This is a genomic window from Humiphilus diazotrophicus, from assembly GCF_059726315.1.
Window position 1 is genome coordinate 6343911 of sequence record NZ_AP040870.1, and the last position, 19101, is coordinate 6363011.

Here is a 19101-nt window from a genome sequence, read left to right on the forward strand (position 1 = left end):
GTGGAAACTGTAGTCGCCCTTATTGGGAATGGCAAAATTCCCCAATAAAATCGCGGTTATTCACGCAAGGTACTCATTCTTAGATAGATAGGAAGATATCGGTGAAACCGGTAAGATGAGCGTCTTCGATCTGTTTTACCAGCGCTTGTCAATAGGGGATCACATCTTAAGAATGTGCCGTATTGAAGTGCTGCTTTTGGTGACCACCGGGGGAGTTATTGGTGAGTTATATGTGGTGAGACTAAGTCTAATGATGGTTAATGCCGGTGCTGCTATTGGAAGATACGGAGTTCTTTGAAATCAATTACCTGAGTGGTAGAAGGTGTATTCCCGCACCGTTTCCCCTTGGTTGAAACGATCACACTTTGTTGGTTTCAACTGCGTTGCTCGTAACACAGTGCTGACGGCCAGCCAGGATTTTTGACGAATCTGAAAGTGCAGAGAGGGAAGATGTAGCGGGTTATGGAAGGTATGCCGAGATTGCGGTATCGCTAGCGAGAAATACTTTCCCTTACTGAGAACAGGGATGCCTTATCTTCACGAGCGAAGCGAATTAGAGCAAAACCAGCGTTACTGTGTCCTTCCCGAATACGGTGATGTGCAGGTTTTCGGAAAACCTGCGCAAGGATTTGTGGCTCGGGATACATCTACGCTGGTTTTGCTCTAAATGGGACGATTGTCGGGAGGGGCTATGTAAGTGATTTGTTTGCAGCACAAATAGCAAACCCCTCCGCAGGGGAGGGGTTTGCTCGAATTTCAAATGCTTTAATTGAAAGCTGAGGTGCGCAGAGGAGCCGATTTTGCCTCATCTGTAGCTGCGGAAATGCCAGACGAAGACTGGAAGCCCATAGAGGGAGCTGTTGCTTCTGCACCGCCGTGGTGATTTGGACCAAGGCCGAGCTTAATTAGGGCACGGGAATCAGGTATCAACTTGGTCTGCCATCCGTGGTCGGCCTGGTAGCGCTGCATTGCCGCCTCGGTTGCTGAATCCCACTGTCCAGTGGGTTCACCTGTGAGATATTTCTCGCGGATCAGGGCTGTTTGGATCTCTCTAGCCCGGTCAGGATCAATGCCGCGCTGCCCACGAATTACCTTTTTGGCTTTAGGGGCTGCTACTGCCTTTGATTTCCGGGAGCTAGATCTGGCGTGTCCGCTGGTGGGGGCGCGATGTGCACGTGCCGCAAGTATGGGGGAAGCCGAGAGTGTCGCAAGTAGAACCGCGACTAAGCCTGCTCGAACAAAAAGCATGCAAGAAACCTCAACAAATCAGATTGGAGTTCAATCTCCCTAGGAGACTAATCAAGACCGATTGTGCTTGGCAAGGGAAAGAAGAACGTCACCCCGGATTTTTCCCGGGGTGACGTTTCGCTTCTGGTTTATTCCCAAATTTAATATATCAGGAATTTATGGGAGGGTTCCGGCGAAGTAGTTGACGCCACTCTGGGGTGCCTTGGGGTCGACGACCTCGAAAACGACATCCTGACCCGATTTCACCTTGCTGATGACGGCATCGAATTCCTGCCGGTTGTGGACGGCTTGCTTGTTGACATGGGTAACAACGCCGCCTTCAGGTAGGCCTATTTCGAAGGCAAAGGAGCCTGCACGGACATTCTGGATCAGCACACCGCTGAGGCCAGTCTTGTCCGCTAGGGCACTCGGCAGGTCACGAGCAACAATGCCGATCTTTCCTTCGCCAGCTCCTGCGCCACCGCTTGGGTTATTGTCTTCTTCTGCAGCAGCTTGTGGGGCTGCAGAAAAGACCTTTGCGCGGTCGCCAACAGTAACGCTGGTCGTCATTTCCTTGCCATTCCGCAGGTAACCGAGGCGCATAGAAGAACCTGGTTTGCGGCTGGCCACTTCATTGACCAGATCGTCTCCATCCTTAATCTGGCGACCGTCGATCGAGACGATAATATCGTTCACCTTGATTCCGGCCTTATCGGCTGGACCACCTGCGGTGACGCTCTGGACCAATACCCCATTCTTGAAGCCGTAAACGCGACCTACAGCGGCCGGGAGATTCGGACGGAAGCTGATTCCGATCGAACCACGGGTGACCTTGTGTGTCGGGCTGATCAGGTCGTTGTAGACCTGGATCACGGTATTGGACGGCATGGCGAAGCCAATGCCCTGGTAGCCCATCGACTGGGTGAAGATGGCGGTGTTGACACCGACAACTTCGCCGTTCATATTCACGAGCGGACCACCGGAGTTGCCGGGGTTGATGGCGGCATCGGTCTGGATGAAGTGCTGGAATTGGCCCTTCGGTCCCGGCTCAATCGTGCGGTTCTTGGCCGAAACGATACCTGCGGTTACGGTCTGGGAGAGGCTAAAGGGGCTGCCAATAGCGATGACCCAATCACCAACCATGGCCGCATCGGAATTGCCCATCTTGACGGTAGGAAGGGGTTCTTTTGTTTCGATCTTGATGACCGCAATGTCTGTATCGGGGTCGGTACCAATGATCCTGGCAGGACGGCCCTGGTCAGAGGTATCCGGGTCGCTGGCCAGCTTTACATAGATTTTGTCAGCCTTTTCGACCACATGGTTGTTGGTAATGATGTATCCCTTGGCGTCGACGATGAATCCGGAGCCGAGAGATTGGCGTACCTGGCCATCAGGCCCGGCGCCGTCCTCATCGGGACCTTGTCCGAAGAAACGCTTGAAGAAGTCAGGGATACCCTGATCCTGATCCTGGTCCTGATCTTCGTCATCGGGGTTGGGCGATTGACGAAGCCGTGGACCCTTACGACGCCCTTGTTGCTGTTCCTTGGGCAAGGTTTCTGTGTTGATGTTCACAACCGCCGGCCCTACCTGTTTCGCTATCTGGCTGAAGGCGTTTGGAGCCACCGAGGATTTAGGAACCTTAAGGGGAGTGGCGTCCGAGCTGTCGGTCTGAGTCTCTTGTCCCTTTACGCCATGCGCAACGACTGAACCAACCAGAATTCCAGTGGATAACGTTGCGAGGAGGACGAAAATTGAAGCGAGACGGCGGGCACGCAGCCGTTCGACGAGAGATTTCATTCGGGTCTAACCTCGTTATTGGAGAACAGTTGGCGTCCATTCCAGGACGCTTGGTTTCCAGACTCACAGTATAGTCATTTGGCGATTTCCCGACTCTTGTCGGATTTCCTGATGACCGTATCTTCTATTAGACGCGATTTCCCGTAGTCATGTCACGAGCTGGCACTGTGAGCACCTCTTCATCAGATTCCGACAATTCGTGCGCGGTTACAGGATGTGCTGAAGGCAGCAATTCGGTAATGGCGATTCCAGACAGAATAAGGATCGCCCCGGCACCGGATCTGAGCCCGATGCGTTCCTTTAGGAAGAGAAATGAGGTAATCCAGGCGAAGACCGGTTCCAGGGTCAGCAAAAGGGCCGTGTGCGTGGCCGGCAGGATCGATTGCGCCCAGCTTTGGATACTGAAAGCTGCAGCGGTAGCCAAAAGGGCGGCAATAGCTAAAGCACTGAAAAGACGTAAGCTAGGGTGCAGAAACGAGTCTTCCAGAAATGGTGTGGTCGCCGCCATGAATAACGAACAGAAGCCAACTTGCAAGAGAGCCAGCTGCCTGAAGGAGACATGGGGGGCGGTGTGCGACAACGCCAGGCAGTGAAAGGCGAATCCGAGAGCACAGAATAAGGAGAGGATGTCGCCCAATCCCATTGCCGTAAGCTTCAGTCCGGAGCCAGAGGGGGTTGTCAGGAGCACGATGCCGAAAAAGGCGGCTACCGCGCCCACCCAGGCATTCCAACCGGAGGCATGAGCACCCTTTGCCCGCAACCAGGGAAATATCGACAAGAGCGGGACCAGCACTACAAGGAGCCCTGTCAGGAAGGCGGAGTTTGAGGGGCTTGTCCGTGCCAGTCCCGCAGTCTGGAACTGGTAACCCATTGCCAGGAAAAGCCCAACTACCGCGCCACTAACCCACGCTCTTCGTGTCAGATGCTTCCAATGCCTTCTGTAGGCCAATGCCATCGCCGCGAAGGCGAGGATCATACGCAACAGGTTGAAGAGCAGGGGAGAGATGTCCTGTAACGCATTCTTTATCAGGACAAACGTGCTTCCCCAGACCATTACCACAAAGAGCATCAACAGGTGGGCACGGAGTCGCAATCCTTTATGCGAATCAGGCAATCGGGTATTCCTCCTTTTCGTGTCCGAAGAAATCGCTATTGCGGGGTGGGCTCTTCGTCTGGCGACAGATCTGCTTCTTTCTTTAAAGATAGCTGAACCATATGGATAGGCAATTCATTTTTGCCCTTCTGCCTCCAGCCTGCGCGAATTCCTCAAAGTGCCTCTTCCCTTGACCGCTGGTTTCGGATGAAGCCGTGTGCCTGTTGCTTTGCACAGGTCAGATATGAAGCAGTTATTGAGGGCTTGTATCCGTATAAGTGACAGATAATTCTGAGGATAGTTCCAGAGTCAGATACGGCGCAGATCTGTTATATGCATTCACGCGACAGACGGAATGTAGTAGATAGATATTTTGTGTCAGAGATTACATCGATAAGAATAGAAAAAGTGATAAAAGGTTTTGGTCTAAACACGCTAAGGAAAGGTGACTGGAAAGACAACTCGGGTACAGATCGAATCGCCCCTGGTGTCAGGCCGTAACTTGTATCGAGCAGCCGCTGCTCATCCTGGTTTCGCTTCCTGTGTGCAGTTTGTTTAGTCATTGTCACGCAAGCAGAGTTGAGGTTTGCGTGAAAGAAATGGCGTGCTGTGCTGCGAGAGCGGGAAAATTCGCGTAACTATCGTCTCTGCCTGAAGCTCGGACTTATTCTTCGCAATATCTTGCGCTCGGGACAGTTTTTTGCCGATGAGGGAACAGGTGAAGTTGCAACTGCACATTCGTCTTACTTTGGGATAACGCCTCTTTCGAATTCTTTCAGGAACTATAAGATTTTTGACTGGTGCGCCGATCACCGGATCATGAAGCCCAGGATCTGCGCCTTACGGCAAGTCTGGATTGCCATCCTCAGTCTGTTATGTCTGCTAGCTATTTCGAAATCGGGTATAGCTCAGGAGACAGGCGTTCAAGATCTGACTTCCTTGTCCATCGAAGAACTGATGCAGGTAAAAATCGTAACTGCATCACGCCATCTGGAGGACCCCAGAAAGGCTCCGTCGCCAGTAACCATTATTACCAGGGATGAGATTGTGCGTTATGGCTGGCGTACCCTGGCAGAGGTTCTTCGCAGTGCGCGTGGATTCTATACCGCGAATGACCGTAACTACTCCTATCTGGGCGTACGTGGCTTTCTTCAGAGTGGTGATTTCAATGCCCGGTATCTTCTGCTGATCAATGGCCATCGAGTCAATGAAAATGTGTATGACAGCGCTCAGATCGGTACAGAATTCCCTCTAGATCTGGACCTGATCGAGCGCGTAGAGATTGTGTGCGGACCCAGTTCTTCCATGTTTGGAACGAATGCGGTTTTGGCCGTTATCAACGTCATTACCCGATCGCCCAGCAAACCATCGTCTATTGAGATTGCCGGTAGTACAGGATCTTTCTTGAGCAGGAACGGTCGTATCACCGCCATCTTCAAGAATGGGGGTTATTCGGGACTCGTGTCCGGCACTATGTACCGGAGTCAAGGCGTTTCCCGTCTTTACTATCCCGAATTCGATGCTCCGGATTCGAATAACGGAATTGCCCAGAATTTGGATGGAGACAGCTACACCCAGAGCTTTATCGATCTGCAACGAGGACAGCTACGAGTTCAAGGGGTATATTCCAGACGGCTGAAGGTTGTGCCGACGGCGCCTTATGGGACTATATTTAACGATCCCGCAAACCGCTCGCTCGATACGCGTGGGTTACTCGATGCCAGCTATCACTGGCACCTTTCTCCGAAGACCGATGTGGACGTCAGAGGGTATTACGATGCTTACCGCTTCTGGGCGAGCTATCCATATGGCACAGGCAATTTGTCGGATCGCACTGTAGAGATCGATGAGGCAACCGCAGATTGGAGTGGGGGTGAAGTAGCAGTAGGACACAAGTTTGGACGCCACCGGTTTGTGGTTGGCTTGAATGCGGAGTATAACTTCCGTGTCGATCAGAAGAACTACGATATCCCTGGGGCGACGATACTCAACGATCACAGGAAACCTTGGTTGATAGCCGAATTCGGTGAGCTAGAGCTGAATTTGCCTCATCATTTGACTGTGAACGCGGGCGGGCGTATAGATCATTACAATTTATTCGGTACGGCCATAAGTCCTCGAATCGCGTTCATCTATCTCCCTAATTCCAAGACTTCTCTGAAGTATATCTTTGGGCATTCCTTCAGGGCTCCGAATGCCTATGACTCTTATTATCTTGACAAAATCGACGTCGCTGCACCGAGTGCAGATCTTGATCCGGAAGATTTCGAATCCCATGTATTGGTTTTGGATCGCAGGCTAACGCCATGGCTGGCCTTAACTGTCGATGGATTTTTCAATGATCTGGACGATGCGATTGTAGACCAGATGGATCCCGACACCGGACAAAGGCATTTTGTAAACGGCAACGGCCTTCGGGGCAGAGGTGTAGATATCGAGCTCGATGCCGCGACGAAATCCGGATGGGCTGCACGGACTAGCTACACCTATGTAACGGGACATGAACGGATTACAGATCGGAATCTGATTAACTCTCCATCGCATTTAGCTAAATTCAACGGCACTTTGCCTATTTCAAGCTATGGAGCTTTAGGCCTGGAGATCCTGTACACCGGAGCACAGAAGAACTATCTTGGCTCGAACACATCTTCTTCTCTATTAACGAATGCCACACTATCGACACAGCCCCTATGGGGAGGATGGCAGTTTTCTTTCAGCTCATATAATCTCTTCGACCGGAAATGGTATACCCCTATTGGCCCTGAATTAGTCCAACCCGCGGTACAGCAGGATGGAAGAGCCTATCGTTTCAAGGTTTCCTATCGACTGCCACTGCACTCTGTATGGAGCAAGAAATGAACGATCGTGGAGCGGCAAGACGAGCAGCTTTCGTGAGATGGAGATCTATTCTATCGATTCTGTTCACGCTCCTCGTTGTCTTTTCGGCGTCATCCGCAAGGGCTCAGCACGAAGAGAATTCCGTCCGCGCTGCATTTGTCTTCAATCTCACGAAGTATGTGGAATGGCCTCATCTCCGCAAGGAACTCGTTGTCGGATACCTAGGAGATGGAGATATGGGAGATATCCTCCAAAAGGTTATTACTGGAAAGAATAGCGGTGCACGGACGATTCGTGTGGTAATTGCTCCTACCGACGATCAGCTGTCGCAATGCGACATCGTCTATATTGCCTACTCCTCTCCCAAGAAGACTCACTCGGTACTGGACAAAGTAAGAAATAAGAACATTCTCAGCGTGGGCGAGACCGACAGTTTTGCCCGCGATGGCGGAATGGTTGGGCTTGTCCTCGTCGGAGACCATATCCAAATTGAAGTCAACCTGGAGTCAGTGCAATCCGGGGGGCTCAAGATCAGTTCACGCCTGCTGAATCTGGCAGAGATCGTGCGCGCAGGGAAGCGAGGCTAGGGATGAGCATCTTCCACTCCAATAGCTTTGCCTCGAAGATCACAATGGTGGTCCTTGTTGCCAGCAGTGTGTCGCTGATAAGTCTGGTCATAGCTCTGGCCAGCTTCGACTGGGTAAGTTCGACATCGCTTCTCCAAAGCCGTCTCTCTACCCTGGCCGATGTGGTCGGTCAGAATTCAACCGCGGCTCTCTCCTTTAACGATCAGACCGCAGCGGTGGAGGTTCTCGAAGCATTACGAAAAGAGCCGCCCATTGTATCCGCATGTCTTTACGATATGACGGACAACTTATTTGCGGAGTACCGCAGAAACTCCGACACACCAAGTTGTCCGAAAAATCGGGCTCAGGTTTTGGCCCCTCGATGCAAATACTGCAATGTCATCCGTCCTGTGCGGCAGCAGGATGAATTTCTTGGAACTCTTTCTGTTACCTCCGACTCGCTGGATCTGGAGAAGAGAAGAAATAAGCTGTTGCTCGTTGCCAGCCTTCTGGCTGTTGGCGCACTCCTATTTGGAGGTGTTTCAGGACTGCTACTGCAGCGCAAAATTTCGAAGCCAATTCTGGATCTCTCTCAAGCGATGCGAGAGGTGACCGAGAGCCAGAATTTTGCGGCTCGTGTTGAAATCCCCGGAACAGACGAAATTGCACATCTGGGGACTGGTTTTAACAGCATGCTTTCCGAATTGGAGCGGCGTGCTCTCGAGAAGAAGAAAGCTGAGGAAGAGCTGCAGCGCGAAGCCTATACCGATGCCTTGACCGGATTACCGAATCGCAGATTCTTCGGAGAGCGGCTGACGCAGGCATTGATGGCGGCGCAACAGGATGGTCAGACGGTAGGGCTGCTCTATATCGATCTCGATGGCTTCAAGCTGGTGAACGACAGTCTCGGTCATTCGCTTGGCGATCTGCTGCTGATCGAAGTAGGTGTTCGTTTGCAGTCCAGGGTGAATCCACCGAATACAATGGCCCGGGTTGGCGGAGATGAGTTTACCGTGATTCTGCCCGCTTTGACGTCGAGGGACGAGGCTGCCAGTGTTGCACATCACTTACTCGATTGCTTCGCTCAGTCATTTCTGATTGAAGGCCATGAAATTACGATCGGAGCCAGCATCGGAATCAGTATGTTGTCCGACGACGATTTTGAGGGCTTCGACCTGCTGCGCCAGGCTGACAATGCCATGTACGCAGCGAAGCGAACTGGGAGAAATCAGGCCGTATTCTTCCGTCCCGAACTCGGCATGTTGGCGCGCGAGCGGTTGAATTTGGAGAATCAGCTACGCGGAGCCATTAGTCGTGGCGAGCTCACCAATCATTATCAGCCCGAGTTCGAGGTGCGGTCGGGGAGACTGATTCGCTTCGAAGCATTGGCGCGCTGGTTCCATCCCACCTTAGGTGCGATCGTTCCTTCTAAGTTCATTCCGATTGCGGAAGAGAGTGGACTTATCAACACTCTGGGTCCCTACCTTATGGAGATGGCCTGTGCGGAAGCCTGCAAGTGGCAGGCTTTGGCTCCATATCCCATACAGGTAGCAGTGAATATTTCAAGTGTGCAATTCAATCGCGACGATATTGTCGAAGAGATAGCCTCAATACTCGACAGAACTGGACTTCGTCCGGACCTGCTGCAATTGGAACTGACAGAAACTGTCATGGTGGGCTCCTTGCAGCGCACCGCCGAAAAGATGAGACGATTGCGTGAGCTAGGAGTCGATCTCGCCATCGACGATTTTGGCACCGGCTATTCCTGCTTGAGCTATCTCTCCTGCCTGCCTTTCCATGCTCTGAAGATAGACCGTTCTTTCGTGCGGGAGATGGATTCAAAGCAGGAAGTTATTGCTATGGTTCGCTCGCTGATAGGACTGGCGCATAACATGAATATGCGCGTAATCGTGGAGGGAATCGAGGAAGCCTCGCAGCTGGATCTGATTCGTCAACTTGCAGCCGACGAGGTACAGGGCTTCCTTTTAGGCCGCCCTTCCGCCCATCCGATGGCGCGTTTGAAGCAGCTCTTTCCTGAGAAAGAGGTGGCCTCGGAAGAGAGAGGCGACCTGGTGGCTTCCGATCAGTTGTCGGATACCTCGATCACATAACTGTTCGAGATCGGTGGAGGCATTGGGTGCTCCACTTACGCTCTTTTTTGCTATTTCTCCAGTTATTTCGCGCTTTCTGGGCCCTTGGCACAGAGGTTGAGCCCCTCAATTCTTGTGGCGCGATTTGCTGCCAATCTTCGACCCAATTCCTAAGAGAGCAATCGATGCTTTAAAATGTCAGCCCTACAGGAGAACTCATGCTCTCTCGCCGCGAATTTTCCAAGGGCCTTGCCGCGACTACGGCAGGTCTTGCCATTGCCAGCACCGCAAAAAGTTATTCTCAGATTGTCGGCTCAAACGAGCGTCTCAACTTTGCTGTGATTGGTCTGAACGGTCGCGCCTATGCTCATCTTTCGTCGATCAAGGCGAACCAGAACTCCGCGCGCATTACTCATGTTGTCGATGTCGATTCCACTATCCTCAGTAAATTTGCTGCTGCTACCGAGAGAGATATGGGGGCAGCGCCGAAGACAGACAAGGATTTTCGAAAAACGCTCGAATCGAAGGATATCGATGTCATTACGATTGCGACTCCGGAGCATTGGCATACGCCGATGACTATTGCGGCGTTGCAGGCCGGGAAACACGTTTATGTCGAGAAGCCCTGCAGCCATAACCCGCGTGAGTGCGAACTTATCGTTGCGGCGCAGAAGAAGTATGGAAAGCTGGTGCAGATGGGGAACCAGCAGCGGTCTTCTCCGCACACCATCGAGATCGTTCAGAAAATACACTCCGGCCTGATTGGACGCGCTTACTTCGGAAAAGCCTGGTACAGCAATATTCGCAAGTCGATTGGCGTGGGGAAGGTTGTACCTGTTCCAGCCAATCTCGATTGGGATCTGTGGCAGGGTCCTGCGCCCCGTCGTCCCTATAAGGACAACATCCATCCCTACAATTGGCACTGGCTCAAGATCTATGGCACGGGCGAGACGCTCAATAATGGCACTCACGAAGTGGACGTTTGCCGCTGGGCTCTGGATGTTAAGTGGCCCGAACGGATCACCTCTTCCGGTGGCCGATACCACTACAAAGACGATTGGGAGTTCTACGATACCCTGGTTACCAGCTTTGAATATCCCGACAAGCTCATCTCCTGGGAGGATATGAGCTGCAACGGAATGCCCCTCTATGATCGCGATCGTGGCGCCGCCATTCACGGCACCGAGGGCACAGTCATCGTAGATCGTGATGGCTATGAAGTCCGCGATCTCAAGGGCAAGATGATCGATCAGTATCGCGTTCCAAAGGAAGGCAAAACCTCAAGTGCCGATCTCGTTGGACGCGATTCCATGACCGACCTCCATTTCAAGAACCTCATCGACGGAATACGGAACGGAGCGAAGCTCGATTCACCTATCGATGAAGCCAGTATTTCAGTAGCGATCCTGTTAATGTCCAACATCGCTTGGGAGCTACATCGGGAGCTCAAGCTTGATACAAATACGGGATCATTCATCGGAGACGCGGAAGCAACCAAGATGAGAACCCGAGCCTATGAGAAAGGTTGGGAACCGAAAATATAGGCATATTGAGGTATCGTACCCGGAAGGCTTGTGTTCACAACGGACTTCCGGGTTCTAGAGCAAAACCAGCGTTACTATGTCTTATCCAAATTCGGCGATGTGCAGGTTTTCTCGACGGAAAACCTGCGTAGGGAGTTGTGGTTCGGGATACACCTACGCTGGTTTTGCTCTATAAAGGCGGACATCAAGAGAATGACTCTCTCTGCCCGCCTTATTCTTTCTCTTGACATTCCTTTCCTGCACCATCTTGTCACTAAACGATGTTTTTAACTTTCCTGTGGCCATACCACAGCAAACTGTGCGATATTTATGTGGCACGGCCACAGGAGAAGAAAATGGCTGAATCGAAACTGGATCTGTTACAGGGCACCCTGGATCTCATGGTTCTGCAAACGCTGGCCGCTATGGGCTCGCTGCATGGCTACGGGATCGCCCGGCGCATCGAGCAGGTAAGCGGAAACGAAGTTCTGCTGAATCAGGGCACAATCTATGCCTCCCTGGTTCGCTTGCAGCAGCGCGGCTGGATCTCCTCCAAGTGGGGAACCTCCGACAATAACCGCAAGGCCAAGTTCTACTCCATCACCAGGGTTGGGCAGAAACAGCTCGCCAAGGATACTGCTTATTGGCAGCGGCTGGCGGACGTAATGGGCCGTGTCCTTACCATGCAGGCTGAAGGCGGTGAGCAATGACTCATGCTCCCAGAGAATGGTTCAATCGTCTCCGCTCCTTTTTCCGTAAAGAGCCGCTCGATGGCGAACTGGCGGATGAGATCGCCTCTCATTTGGAAATGGCCATTGAGGAAAACATCCATCGTGGCCTGTCTCCGGAAGAAGCCAAGCGGCAGGCTTTGGTTCGCTTCGGAGGTGTCCAGCAGGCATGCGAACGTCAGCGAGAGGCGCGCGGGCTTCCCTGGCTCGATGTTCTCCTCCAGGACCTGCGTTTTACGTTTCGTACCTTGCGGCGCGACCGCAGCTTCACCCTTGTCGCGATACTGATTCTTGGCCTCGGCATCGGCGCCAACATCGCCGTCTTCAGCGTAGTGAATACGATTCTGCTGCGGCCGCTGCCCTTTCCCGAGCCGCAGCGGCTGGTCAGGATTGTGCAGAAAAACGCAAAGACCGGCGAGTCCAGCAAAACCTACTCAGCAGATGCCACCCAGGACTTCCAGCAGCAGAACCGCTCCTTTCAATCCGTAAGCGGCTACTTCGCCTTCACCGGACCCGATAACTTCAAGCTTGTGGGCCGTGACCAGCCAAAGCCGGTTACCGGCATTCTGGTGGCAGAAAGCTTCTTTGAGACGCTCGGCCTCCAGCCTGCCGCAGGACGCCTCTTCCGATCCGAAGAGTATCTGAAACATGCCGCACCAGTAACACTGCTAAGTTATGCCTTCTGGAAACGGCAGCTTGGAGGGAATCGCAATATCGTCGGCCAGACAATCAATCTCGACAACACGCTTGTAACCGTGGTCGGCGTCTTGCCGGAGAGCTTCGATTTCGGCTCGGTCTTTTCGCCGGGAGCCAAAATCGATCTCTTCGTTCCCTACATCATGGATAACTTCCGCGAAGACGGAAACGATCTGGCTCTGGTCGGCAGGCTGAAGCCCGGAGCCTCTCTGGCTCAGGCGCAGAATGAAGCGGATCTTCTCTTTCCGCAACTCTTGTTCTCACATAAACACCCGGAGTATGGAAAAGGCTATACCGGGCAGCTCTCAGGATTGAAAGAGTACATCAGTGGCAAGCTACGGCGGTCATTGATTGTATTGTGGTGTGCCGTAGGGATGATCCTGTTGATTGTCTGCGTGAATCTCTCCAATCTGCTGCTGGCCCGCGTGGCGTCGCGCAGCAAGGAATTCGCCATGCGTAGTGCCCTGGGAGCAAAACGCAGCCGGTTGATCGGCCAATTACTTACCGAAAGTCTGGCGCTCTCGGCAGCGGGTGCAGCTCTCGGTCTGGGAATTGCATTTGCAGTTACGTCTTATCTTGCCCATCAGCAATCCATTGCGCTACCGCTGCTCAACAGCGTCCGAATCGATAACAGCGTACTTAGCTGGACATTGTTGGTCACCCTGGCAGCTACACTGCTTTTCGGATTGGCTCCGGGACTAAGGATCTCTCGAAAGGATTTGCAGGAAGCACTCAAAGACAGCGGGCATGGAAGCAGTCAGGGCAAAAAACATGAACGTATGCGCTCAGTACTCGTAATTTCGGAATTGGCACTTGCCTGCGTTTTGCTAGTAGGCGCAGGCTTGCTGCTGCGCAGCTTTTTGCGGGTAATGGATGTGGATCTAGGTTTTGAACCAAGTCATGCGGCCGCCATCAGCGTGGACTCGAACGATGGAGGAGATTCTGCCAAGCGAACGGCCATCTGGCAGGAAGTCGTGCAAGGGGCCTCCATGATTCCTGGGGTTGAAGTGGCCGGCATCACCGACAATCTGCCGATGAGTCGTAACCGGAGCTGGGGAATCGCGGCTAAGGGAAAAGAATCCCCCAAAGACGGCGATTTCACCGGAGTATTCGTCTACCTCGTTTCGCCAGGTTATCTGAAAGCGATGGGTATGCACCTGGTGCGAGGTCGAGACGTCCGTTGGGAAGATCTCGCCAACAACGAGAAAGTAATAATCATCAACGAGACAGTTGCAAAAAAGCTATGGCCGGGGCAGGATCCGATCGATCGCATAGCATATGCCGGGGGCAGAGAATCTCGTGTAATCGGTGTCATCGCCGATGTGCATGAGACGAATGCCGAAGACAATGCCGGGGCACAGATGTATGTTCCGGCAAACAAGAATTTCGGACCGGAGGGCACATTATTAGTCGTACGCTCCAAGATGCCTCCTTCCGCACTGGCCTTGAGCGTGATGAGCATGCTGCGGCAGATCAATCCGGGACAACCTGCAACGGAGTTCAAACCGATTCAGAATCTGGTCGATCATGCAACCTCGCCGCGACGTTTCTTCGTGCTGCTGGTCTCGATTTTTGCAGGATTAGGCCTGCTCCTGGCTTCGCTTGGAATCTATGGAGTTATCTCCTACTCCGTTACGCGCAAGACGCAGGAGATCGGTATCCGCATGGCGCTCGGTGCAACACAAACGCGCGTACAACTCGGCGTGATAGGGGAAACGGTGCAGCTGGCATTACTCGGCATCGTCATTGGAGTGATTGCGTCTTTTGGAGTAGCGCACCTGATTGCTTCCTTGCTCTTTGGGACCGCTCCTACCGACGCACTAACCTTTACCGCAATGGTGCTCCTGTTGGGAACAATCGCACTGCTGGCGGGCTATCTCCCGGCACGAAAGGCTTCGAAGGTAGATCCCATGGTTGCGCTACGAACGAACTAGGCATCGCTATTACTGAAGTATTTTGAGGTACAAGGGATATCCGGGCAACCGAACAGAATGAAGCCTTAAAAGTATCGCTCGGTTACCGTATTGAGTCCTCAATACGTAACCGAACTTAGCTGGTGCTTCACTTTCACTTCTCCACCCCGGCAGGTCGGCATCGGATCTGCCGGGGACCTTGGATCGTGACTGCTTACTTCAATGCGTACAGATAGCCATCTGTGCTTCCGACGTAAACCACGTTGTCTGCGACTACAGGCGAAGAGAGAATTGTTCCAAGCGTAAATAGCTTGCTTATTCCCACCACCATATCGTCATAGAAGTTCTGCGTCATGGCAGCTTCAAACTTCAACGTCCCATCCGGGTTGATCAGAGTGGGTGCGTTCTGTTTGGCTGCATCAGTTTGAAAGACCCATGCCGGTTTCTGTGCTTTTAGATCGACGGCGGTAAGCTTGCCATCGAATGTCCCCAGATAGAGAACATCGCCGGCTACTGCCATAGAAGAGAAGACCGGAACTTTGGTCTCCAGTGAGAATACTGTCTTTCCGGTCTTTGCATCGACTGCATGCATGAGTCCCGGCAGGGATGTTCCGAAGAAGAGCTTGCCATCGTACACCACGGGAGAGTTGTTGACCCAGGAGCCGTTGGTTGAGAAGAACCATTGCTGCTTGCCCGTCTGCACATCGACTGCGTAGACATTACTATCGCGGCATCCGAAATAGACCAGCCCATCGGCTACGACAGGAGAAGATTGAATTCCGACATGGTTGTGGATGTTCGGATCTTCGCCGGTTTTGAACTTCCATATCTCTTTCCCCGTCGAAGCATCCAGCTTGTATAGGTAGCTGTCCCAACTACCTATATACAACGAGCCGTCGGCGATGGCAGGAGAGGAGTGGACTACATCTCCTGTTTGAAACTTCCATTTCAATTTGCCGGAGGTCGCTTCCAGAGCATAGACGTTTCCGTCTCCACTACCGAAGTAAACGGTGTTGTTCCATATCGACGGTGAAGATAGAAAGAAGTCCCAGGGGTCGGGCATAGCTTCTGCTTCCGGTTGCAGTCCGTGAAGGTGCTTACCCGTGAAACGCTTCTCACCTCCTGTCTGGAACTTCCAGCGAAGTTTACCTCCGTCAGTATCGAGAGCATAGAAGTAACCGTCATAGCTGCCGAAGTAGACTGTTCCATCCTTCACCGCAGGAGAAGAGGTAATAGCGCTTTCCGTGGCGAACTTCCATTTTTGCGTTCCCGATTGAACGTCGATGGCATAGAGATTTTTGTCCGTGCTCCCAAGATAGGCTGTGCCATTGACGATTGCCGGAGAGGAGATAACGCGGCCTCCGGTTTGAAACTTCCATTGAATGCCGTTGAAATGTGTTACGCCCGCAGCTTTATAGACTCCGGTATGTTGGAGATTTCCGCGGAACATTCCTGCATCTTGACCGAACATAGGCAGGGAAAAAGATAGAGCAACAACAAAAGGAAGAATCTTCATGCGCGGCATGCTAATCGGAGAATGTCGGTTTTGTCTGTGATAAGAGAAAGAAGGAATGATCTTAGTTAACCGAGCTGGCTGTGCTCCCTCAAACGTTTTACCTCTTAGTTAACTCAATGCTCTTCTTGCGAGCGCATCGCAGGAACAACCTATGGAATGCTAACCCTGACTGCTGGAGCCTCGTACGTGATCTTTCCACGGTGTCCGTACGGAATAACAGGGAATTGCGGTAACGCTCTCTTTTCTGCTTACCAGGAGTTTTCTTTGGAGTAACCATCCAACCGCAGCTTGCGCGGAACTTTTCGATATTCCTACTGCTTCGGCCAGTTCCTGATAGCTCACTTGCACCTCTGCCTTCCTGCGCATCTGTTCCGCTGAGAGCCACAGGTAAATGAGAAAGCTCACTGGGCGGCGGTCGTGTCCGACCAGGTCCCGCATCAGCACATCAATTACGTAGTCATCGAAATTGGGCATGCTATACCGATCATTAATATAGCAATAAATGGGTGATTGCAGGGGCAAGTGGATGCAGGTATGCTCCCGGTATTCTCTGGAGGCAAAGATGGTGAGAGGAATCAAGTTCGTCGGTATTCCCGTTCGCGACCAAGATATCTCTTTGAGGTTTTATACCGAAGCTATGGGCTTTAGAGTTGCTACGGATCAGCCACTTACGGAGACACAGAGATGGATTGAATTGCTCATTCCCGGAGCAGAATCTGGTTTAGCCCTCTTTACCCCGGAGGGGCATGAACGGCGCATCGGAGAGTTCCAGTCCATTTCCTTCTGGTGTGACGATGTCTTTGCGACGGCCAATCAGCTGAAGTCGAGAGGAGTTGTCTTTACGCAGGAACCGAGAAACGAGACCTGGGGATCTGTGGCAATCTTCCAAGATCCTGATGGCAATCAGTTTGTTCTTTCAAGTAAGGGAAGGCGGCGATGAACATCAGTCCTATTGCCAAGAAGCTGGGGATTAAGCCTGCCATGCATGCTCTCATCCTGGGGGCTCCTGCTGGCTATCAGAAATTACTATCGCCGCTGCCGGAGGGTGCAAGGGTCTCGACGGAGATGAAAGCTGAGAATTCATTCCTTCAAGCCTTCATTACGCGGCAGGCCGATATCAAGCGTACTATTTTGCCCTTGCTGGATCGGGCGATATCCGGTGCGCTGGTATGGATTACTTACCCAAAGAAGACCTCCGGAGTGGAAAGCGATTTGAATCGCGACATCATTTGCGAGGCGTTGAAAGGAACCGGGTGGAGAGCCGTTTCGATTGTTGCAATTGACGAGGTGTGGGCAGCCTTGCGCATCCGTCCTGAAAAAGATGTGCGCAGGTGAGTACCGCCGGACTCCAGGCCTGCTGTACCGAGGGCGTCTCGCCCTCGTTCCGGGAAGTATAGCGTAGTGGCTCTTCCTCTATAAGAGGAACAACAGAGCGAGTTTTTCTTTGCATCGCCTGTTGACGTTGCAAGCATCGCAGCGCGGGGGCCTGGAGTCCCCCGGGACAGCCGGCCTGGAGTCCGGCGGTACTCTTGAAGTCTCATCTGGACAGATTTTTCAGTATGTGGTCCGCTGATACTGGAGGTCCGATGAGCAGAACCCAAAATTTGACCCTTAAACCGGTCAATTCTCCCCGTCAAGTCCTGTTCGCGAGTCTGATTGGCACGACCATTGAATTCTTCGATTTCTATATCTATGCAACGGCGGCCGTGCTCGTCTTCCCCAAGCTGTTTTTCCCAGCATCCGATCCCGCTTCGGCCACCCTGGCATCGTTAGCGACCTTCGGTATCGCTTTTCTTGCAAGGCCGATTGGTTCGGCGCTCTTCGGTCATTTCGGCGACCGGGTCGGACGCAAAACTACTCTTGTGATTGCTCTTTCGACGATGGGGCTTTCCACCTTTGTCATTGGAGCTCTACCCACTTATCAGACGATAGGTTTTGCAGCTCCCTTGCTCCTGGCCCTCTGCCGCTTCGGGCAGGGAATTGGCCTGGGCGGAGAGTGGGGCGGCGCCGTGCTGCTGGCTATTGAAAATGCGCCTCCACGAAAGCGAGCCTGGTATGGAATGTTTCCGCAGTTGGGAGCTCCGGTAGGCTTCTTCCTCTCCGGAGGCGTTTTCCTGCTGCTCTCCCGCTGGCTTACCGATAAGCAGTTCTTTGCTTATGGTTGGCGTTTACCTTTTCTCTCCAGTGCCATCCTGGTATTCCTCGGATTGTATGTGCGACTGACGATTACAGAAACACCTGTTTTTCAAAAGTCCCACAGCCGGGGGGAACAGGTTCGTTTGCCGATGCTGGTAGTCGTGCGTAAGTACACCAGAGAACTGATTGCCGGTACAGCCTCATGCCTCGCAACTTTTGTTCTGTTCTATCTGATGACAGTCTTCGCTCTTTCGTGGGGAACGAATGCCCTCGGTTACGGGCGCGGACAGTTCCTTCGTATGCAGTTATTGGATATCTCGTTTTTTGCTCTGATGATACCTATCTCTGCAGTACTGGCCGAACGTGGACGCCGTCGTGTGATGCTTTGGATAACGGTGATGATTGGTGCCTTCGGGCTGATTCTCGCTCCGCTTTTTGCTGCGGGTACAACCGGAGCGATGATCATGATGGCTATCGGTCTGGCCTTGATGGGGCTTACCTACGGACCTCTTGGCACCGTTATCTCGGAGCTTTTCCCGACTTCGGTCCGCTATACGGGCAGCTCATTGGCTTTTAACTTTGCTGGAATTCTTGGAGCATCGTTGGCCCCGTATATCGCTACCTGGCTGGCGAAGACCTATGGACTTCAGTATGTCGGCCTTTATCTCACGGCTGCGGCCTTTTTAACCTTGCTCGGTTTGCTTTCAATTCGAGAAACAAAGGATGAAGATCTCGCGGCCCCTGAGCCGATCAGCATCTCCAGCTCGATACCAGGAGAGATGCTGGTGGATGAGGAAGGATCTGGAAGCTAGAGCAAAACCAGCGTAGGTGTATCCCGAAGCACAACTCCCTACGCAGGTTTTCCGTCGAGAAAACCTGCACATCGCCAAATTGGGATGGGACATAGTAACGCTGGTTTTGCTCTAAGGTATTTTCCGTTAAAGACGACGAGAAACAGAAGGGCACAGCCGAAGCTGT

General features: G+C 52.5%; 14 protein-coding genes. 9 read left to right on the forward strand and 5 right to left on the reverse strand.

The window, feature by feature from the left end; all coding sequences use genetic code 11:
- Positions 1-765: 765 nt before the first annotated feature.
- The 3 genes from AC6I7T_RS25820 to AC6I7T_RS25830 form a co-directional block, all read right to left on the reverse strand.
- The gene (locus tag AC6I7T_RS25820; protein WP_497790649.1) at positions 766-1248 is read right to left on the reverse strand and encodes a peptidoglycan-binding domain-containing protein; all 483 of its coding nucleotides are present in this window, start codon (positions 1246-1248) and stop codon (positions 766-768) included.
- 156 nt (positions 1249-1404) lie between these two features.
- Positions 1405-3024, reverse strand: coding sequence for a Do family serine endopeptidase (locus tag AC6I7T_RS25825; protein ID WP_497790651.1), 1620 nt, complete (start codon positions 3022-3024; stop codon positions 1405-1407).
- A gap of 127 nt (positions 3025-3151) precedes the next feature.
- The gene (locus AC6I7T_RS25830) at positions 3152-4138 is read right to left on the reverse strand and encodes a DMT family transporter (RefSeq protein WP_497790652.1); all 987 of its coding nucleotides are present in this window, start codon (positions 4136-4138) and stop codon (positions 3152-3154) included.
- A 588-nt stretch (positions 4139-4726) separates the two neighbouring features.
- Here AC6I7T_RS25830 and AC6I7T_RS25835 point away from each other — a divergent pair.
- The 6 genes from AC6I7T_RS25835 (at position 4727) to AC6I7T_RS25860 (ending at position 14492) form a co-directional block, all read left to right on the forward strand.
- The gene (locus tag AC6I7T_RS25835; protein WP_497790653.1) at positions 4727-6976 is read left to right on the forward strand and encodes a TonB-dependent receptor plug domain-containing protein; all 2250 of its coding nucleotides are present in this window, start codon (positions 4727-4729) and stop codon (positions 6974-6976) included.
- Positions 6973-7542 (forward strand): YfiR family protein, encoded by a 570-nt coding sequence (locus tag AC6I7T_RS25840; RefSeq protein ID WP_497790654.1) that lies wholly within the window; start codon positions 6973-6975, stop codon positions 7540-7542. Before AC6I7T_RS25835 ends, AC6I7T_RS25840 begins: the two co-directional genes overlap by 4 nt.
- A 2-nt stretch (positions 7543-7544) precedes the next feature.
- On the forward strand, positions 7545-9632 hold the full coding sequence (locus AC6I7T_RS25845) for a bifunctional diguanylate cyclase/phosphodiesterase (RefSeq protein WP_497790656.1): 2088 nt from the start codon (positions 7545-7547) through the stop codon (positions 9630-9632).
- Between the two features lie 197 nt (positions 9633-9829).
- Complete coding sequence (locus AC6I7T_RS25850) at positions 9830-11155, forward strand: Gfo/Idh/MocA family oxidoreductase (protein ID WP_497790658.1); 1326 nt, start codon at positions 9830-9832, stop codon at positions 11153-11155.
- 335 nt (positions 11156-11490) lie between these two features.
- On the forward strand, positions 11491-11844 hold the full coding sequence (locus AC6I7T_RS25855) for a PadR family transcriptional regulator (RefSeq protein ID WP_497790659.1): 354 nt from the start codon (positions 11491-11493) through the stop codon (positions 11842-11844).
- Positions 11841-14492, forward strand: coding sequence for an ABC transporter permease (locus AC6I7T_RS25860; protein ID WP_497790660.1), 2652 nt, complete (start codon positions 11841-11843; stop codon positions 14490-14492). Before AC6I7T_RS25855 ends, AC6I7T_RS25860 begins: the two co-directional genes overlap by 4 nt.
- Before the next feature lie 193 nt (positions 14493-14685).
- Here AC6I7T_RS25860 and AC6I7T_RS25865 read toward each other — a convergent pair whose 3' ends face one another.
- Positions 14686-15987: an outer membrane protein assembly factor BamB family protein gene (locus AC6I7T_RS25865; protein ID WP_497790661.1), complete on the reverse strand. Its 1302-nt coding sequence runs from the start codon at positions 15985-15987 to the stop codon at positions 14686-14688.
- A 159-nt stretch (positions 15988-16146) separates the two neighbouring features.
- Positions 16147-16461: a helix-turn-helix domain-containing protein gene (locus AC6I7T_RS25870; RefSeq protein ID WP_497790662.1), complete on the reverse strand. Its 315-nt coding sequence runs from the start codon at positions 16459-16461 to the stop codon at positions 16147-16149.
- 88 nt (positions 16462-16549) lie between these two features.
- On the opposite strand from AC6I7T_RS25870, the gene AC6I7T_RS25875 reads away from it, so the two are divergent.
- The 3 genes from AC6I7T_RS25875 to AC6I7T_RS25885 all read left to right on the forward strand — a co-directional run bounded on the left by AC6I7T_RS25875 (position 16550) and on the right by AC6I7T_RS25885 (position 18935).
- A complete protein-coding gene (locus AC6I7T_RS25875; RefSeq protein WP_497790663.1) occupies positions 16550-16927 on the forward strand; it encodes a VOC family protein in 378 nt (125 codons plus the stop codon).
- Entirely contained in the window at positions 16924-17322 is a 399-nt protein-coding gene (locus tag AC6I7T_RS25880) for a hypothetical protein (protein WP_497790665.1), read from the forward strand. Before AC6I7T_RS25875 ends, AC6I7T_RS25880 begins: the two co-directional genes overlap by 4 nt.
- Positions 17323-17573: 251 nt before the next feature.
- Positions 17574-18935 carry an MFS transporter gene (locus AC6I7T_RS25885; protein WP_497790666.1) on the forward strand — a complete coding sequence of 454 codons (1362 nt, stop codon included), beginning with the start codon at positions 17574-17576 and terminating at the stop codon, positions 18933-18935.
- Positions 18936-19101: the final 166 nt, after the last annotated feature.

What these genes read in the sequence shown, in the direction of transcription:
- AC6I7T_RS25820 (WP_497790649.1), bottom strand. Translation starts at nt 1,248, where the DNA reads ATGCTTTTTGTTCGAGCAGGCTTAGTCGCGGTTCTACTTGCGACACTC.
- AC6I7T_RS25825 (WP_497790651.1), bottom strand. Translation starts at nt 3,024, where the DNA reads ATGAAATCTCTCGTCGAACGGCTGCGTGCCCGCCGTCTCGCTTCAATT.
- AC6I7T_RS25840 (WP_497790654.1), top strand. Translation starts at nt 6,973, where the DNA reads ATGAACGATCGTGGAGCGGCAAGACGAGCAGCTTTCGTGAGATGGAGA.
- AC6I7T_RS25845 (WP_497790656.1), top strand. Translation starts at nt 7,545, where the DNA reads ATGAGCATCTTCCACTCCAATAGCTTTGCCTCGAAGATCACAATGGTG.
- AC6I7T_RS25850 (WP_497790658.1), top strand. Translation starts at nt 9,830, where the DNA reads ATGCTCTCTCGCCGCGAATTTTCCAAGGGCCTTGCCGCGACTACGGCA.
- AC6I7T_RS25855 (WP_497790659.1), top strand. Translation starts at nt 11,491, where the DNA reads ATGGCTGAATCGAAACTGGATCTGTTACAGGGCACCCTGGATCTCATG.
- AC6I7T_RS25860 (WP_497790660.1), top strand. Translation starts at nt 11,841, where the DNA reads ATGACTCATGCTCCCAGAGAATGGTTCAATCGTCTCCGCTCCTTTTTC.
- AC6I7T_RS25865 (WP_497790661.1), bottom strand. Translation starts at nt 15,987, where the DNA reads ATGAAGATTCTTCCTTTTGTTGTTGCTCTATCTTTTTCCCTGCCTATG.
- AC6I7T_RS25870 (WP_497790662.1), bottom strand. Translation starts at nt 16,461, where the DNA reads ATGCCCAATTTCGATGACTACGTAATTGATGTGCTGATGCGGGACCTG.
- AC6I7T_RS25875 (WP_497790663.1), top strand. Translation starts at nt 16,550, where the DNA reads ATGGTGAGAGGAATCAAGTTCGTCGGTATTCCCGTTCGCGACCAAGAT.
- AC6I7T_RS25880 (WP_497790665.1), top strand. Translation starts at nt 16,924, where the DNA reads ATGAACATCAGTCCTATTGCCAAGAAGCTGGGGATTAAGCCTGCCATG.
- AC6I7T_RS25885 (WP_497790666.1), top strand. Translation starts at nt 17,574, where the DNA reads ATGAGCAGAACCCAAAATTTGACCCTTAAACCGGTCAATTCTCCCCGT.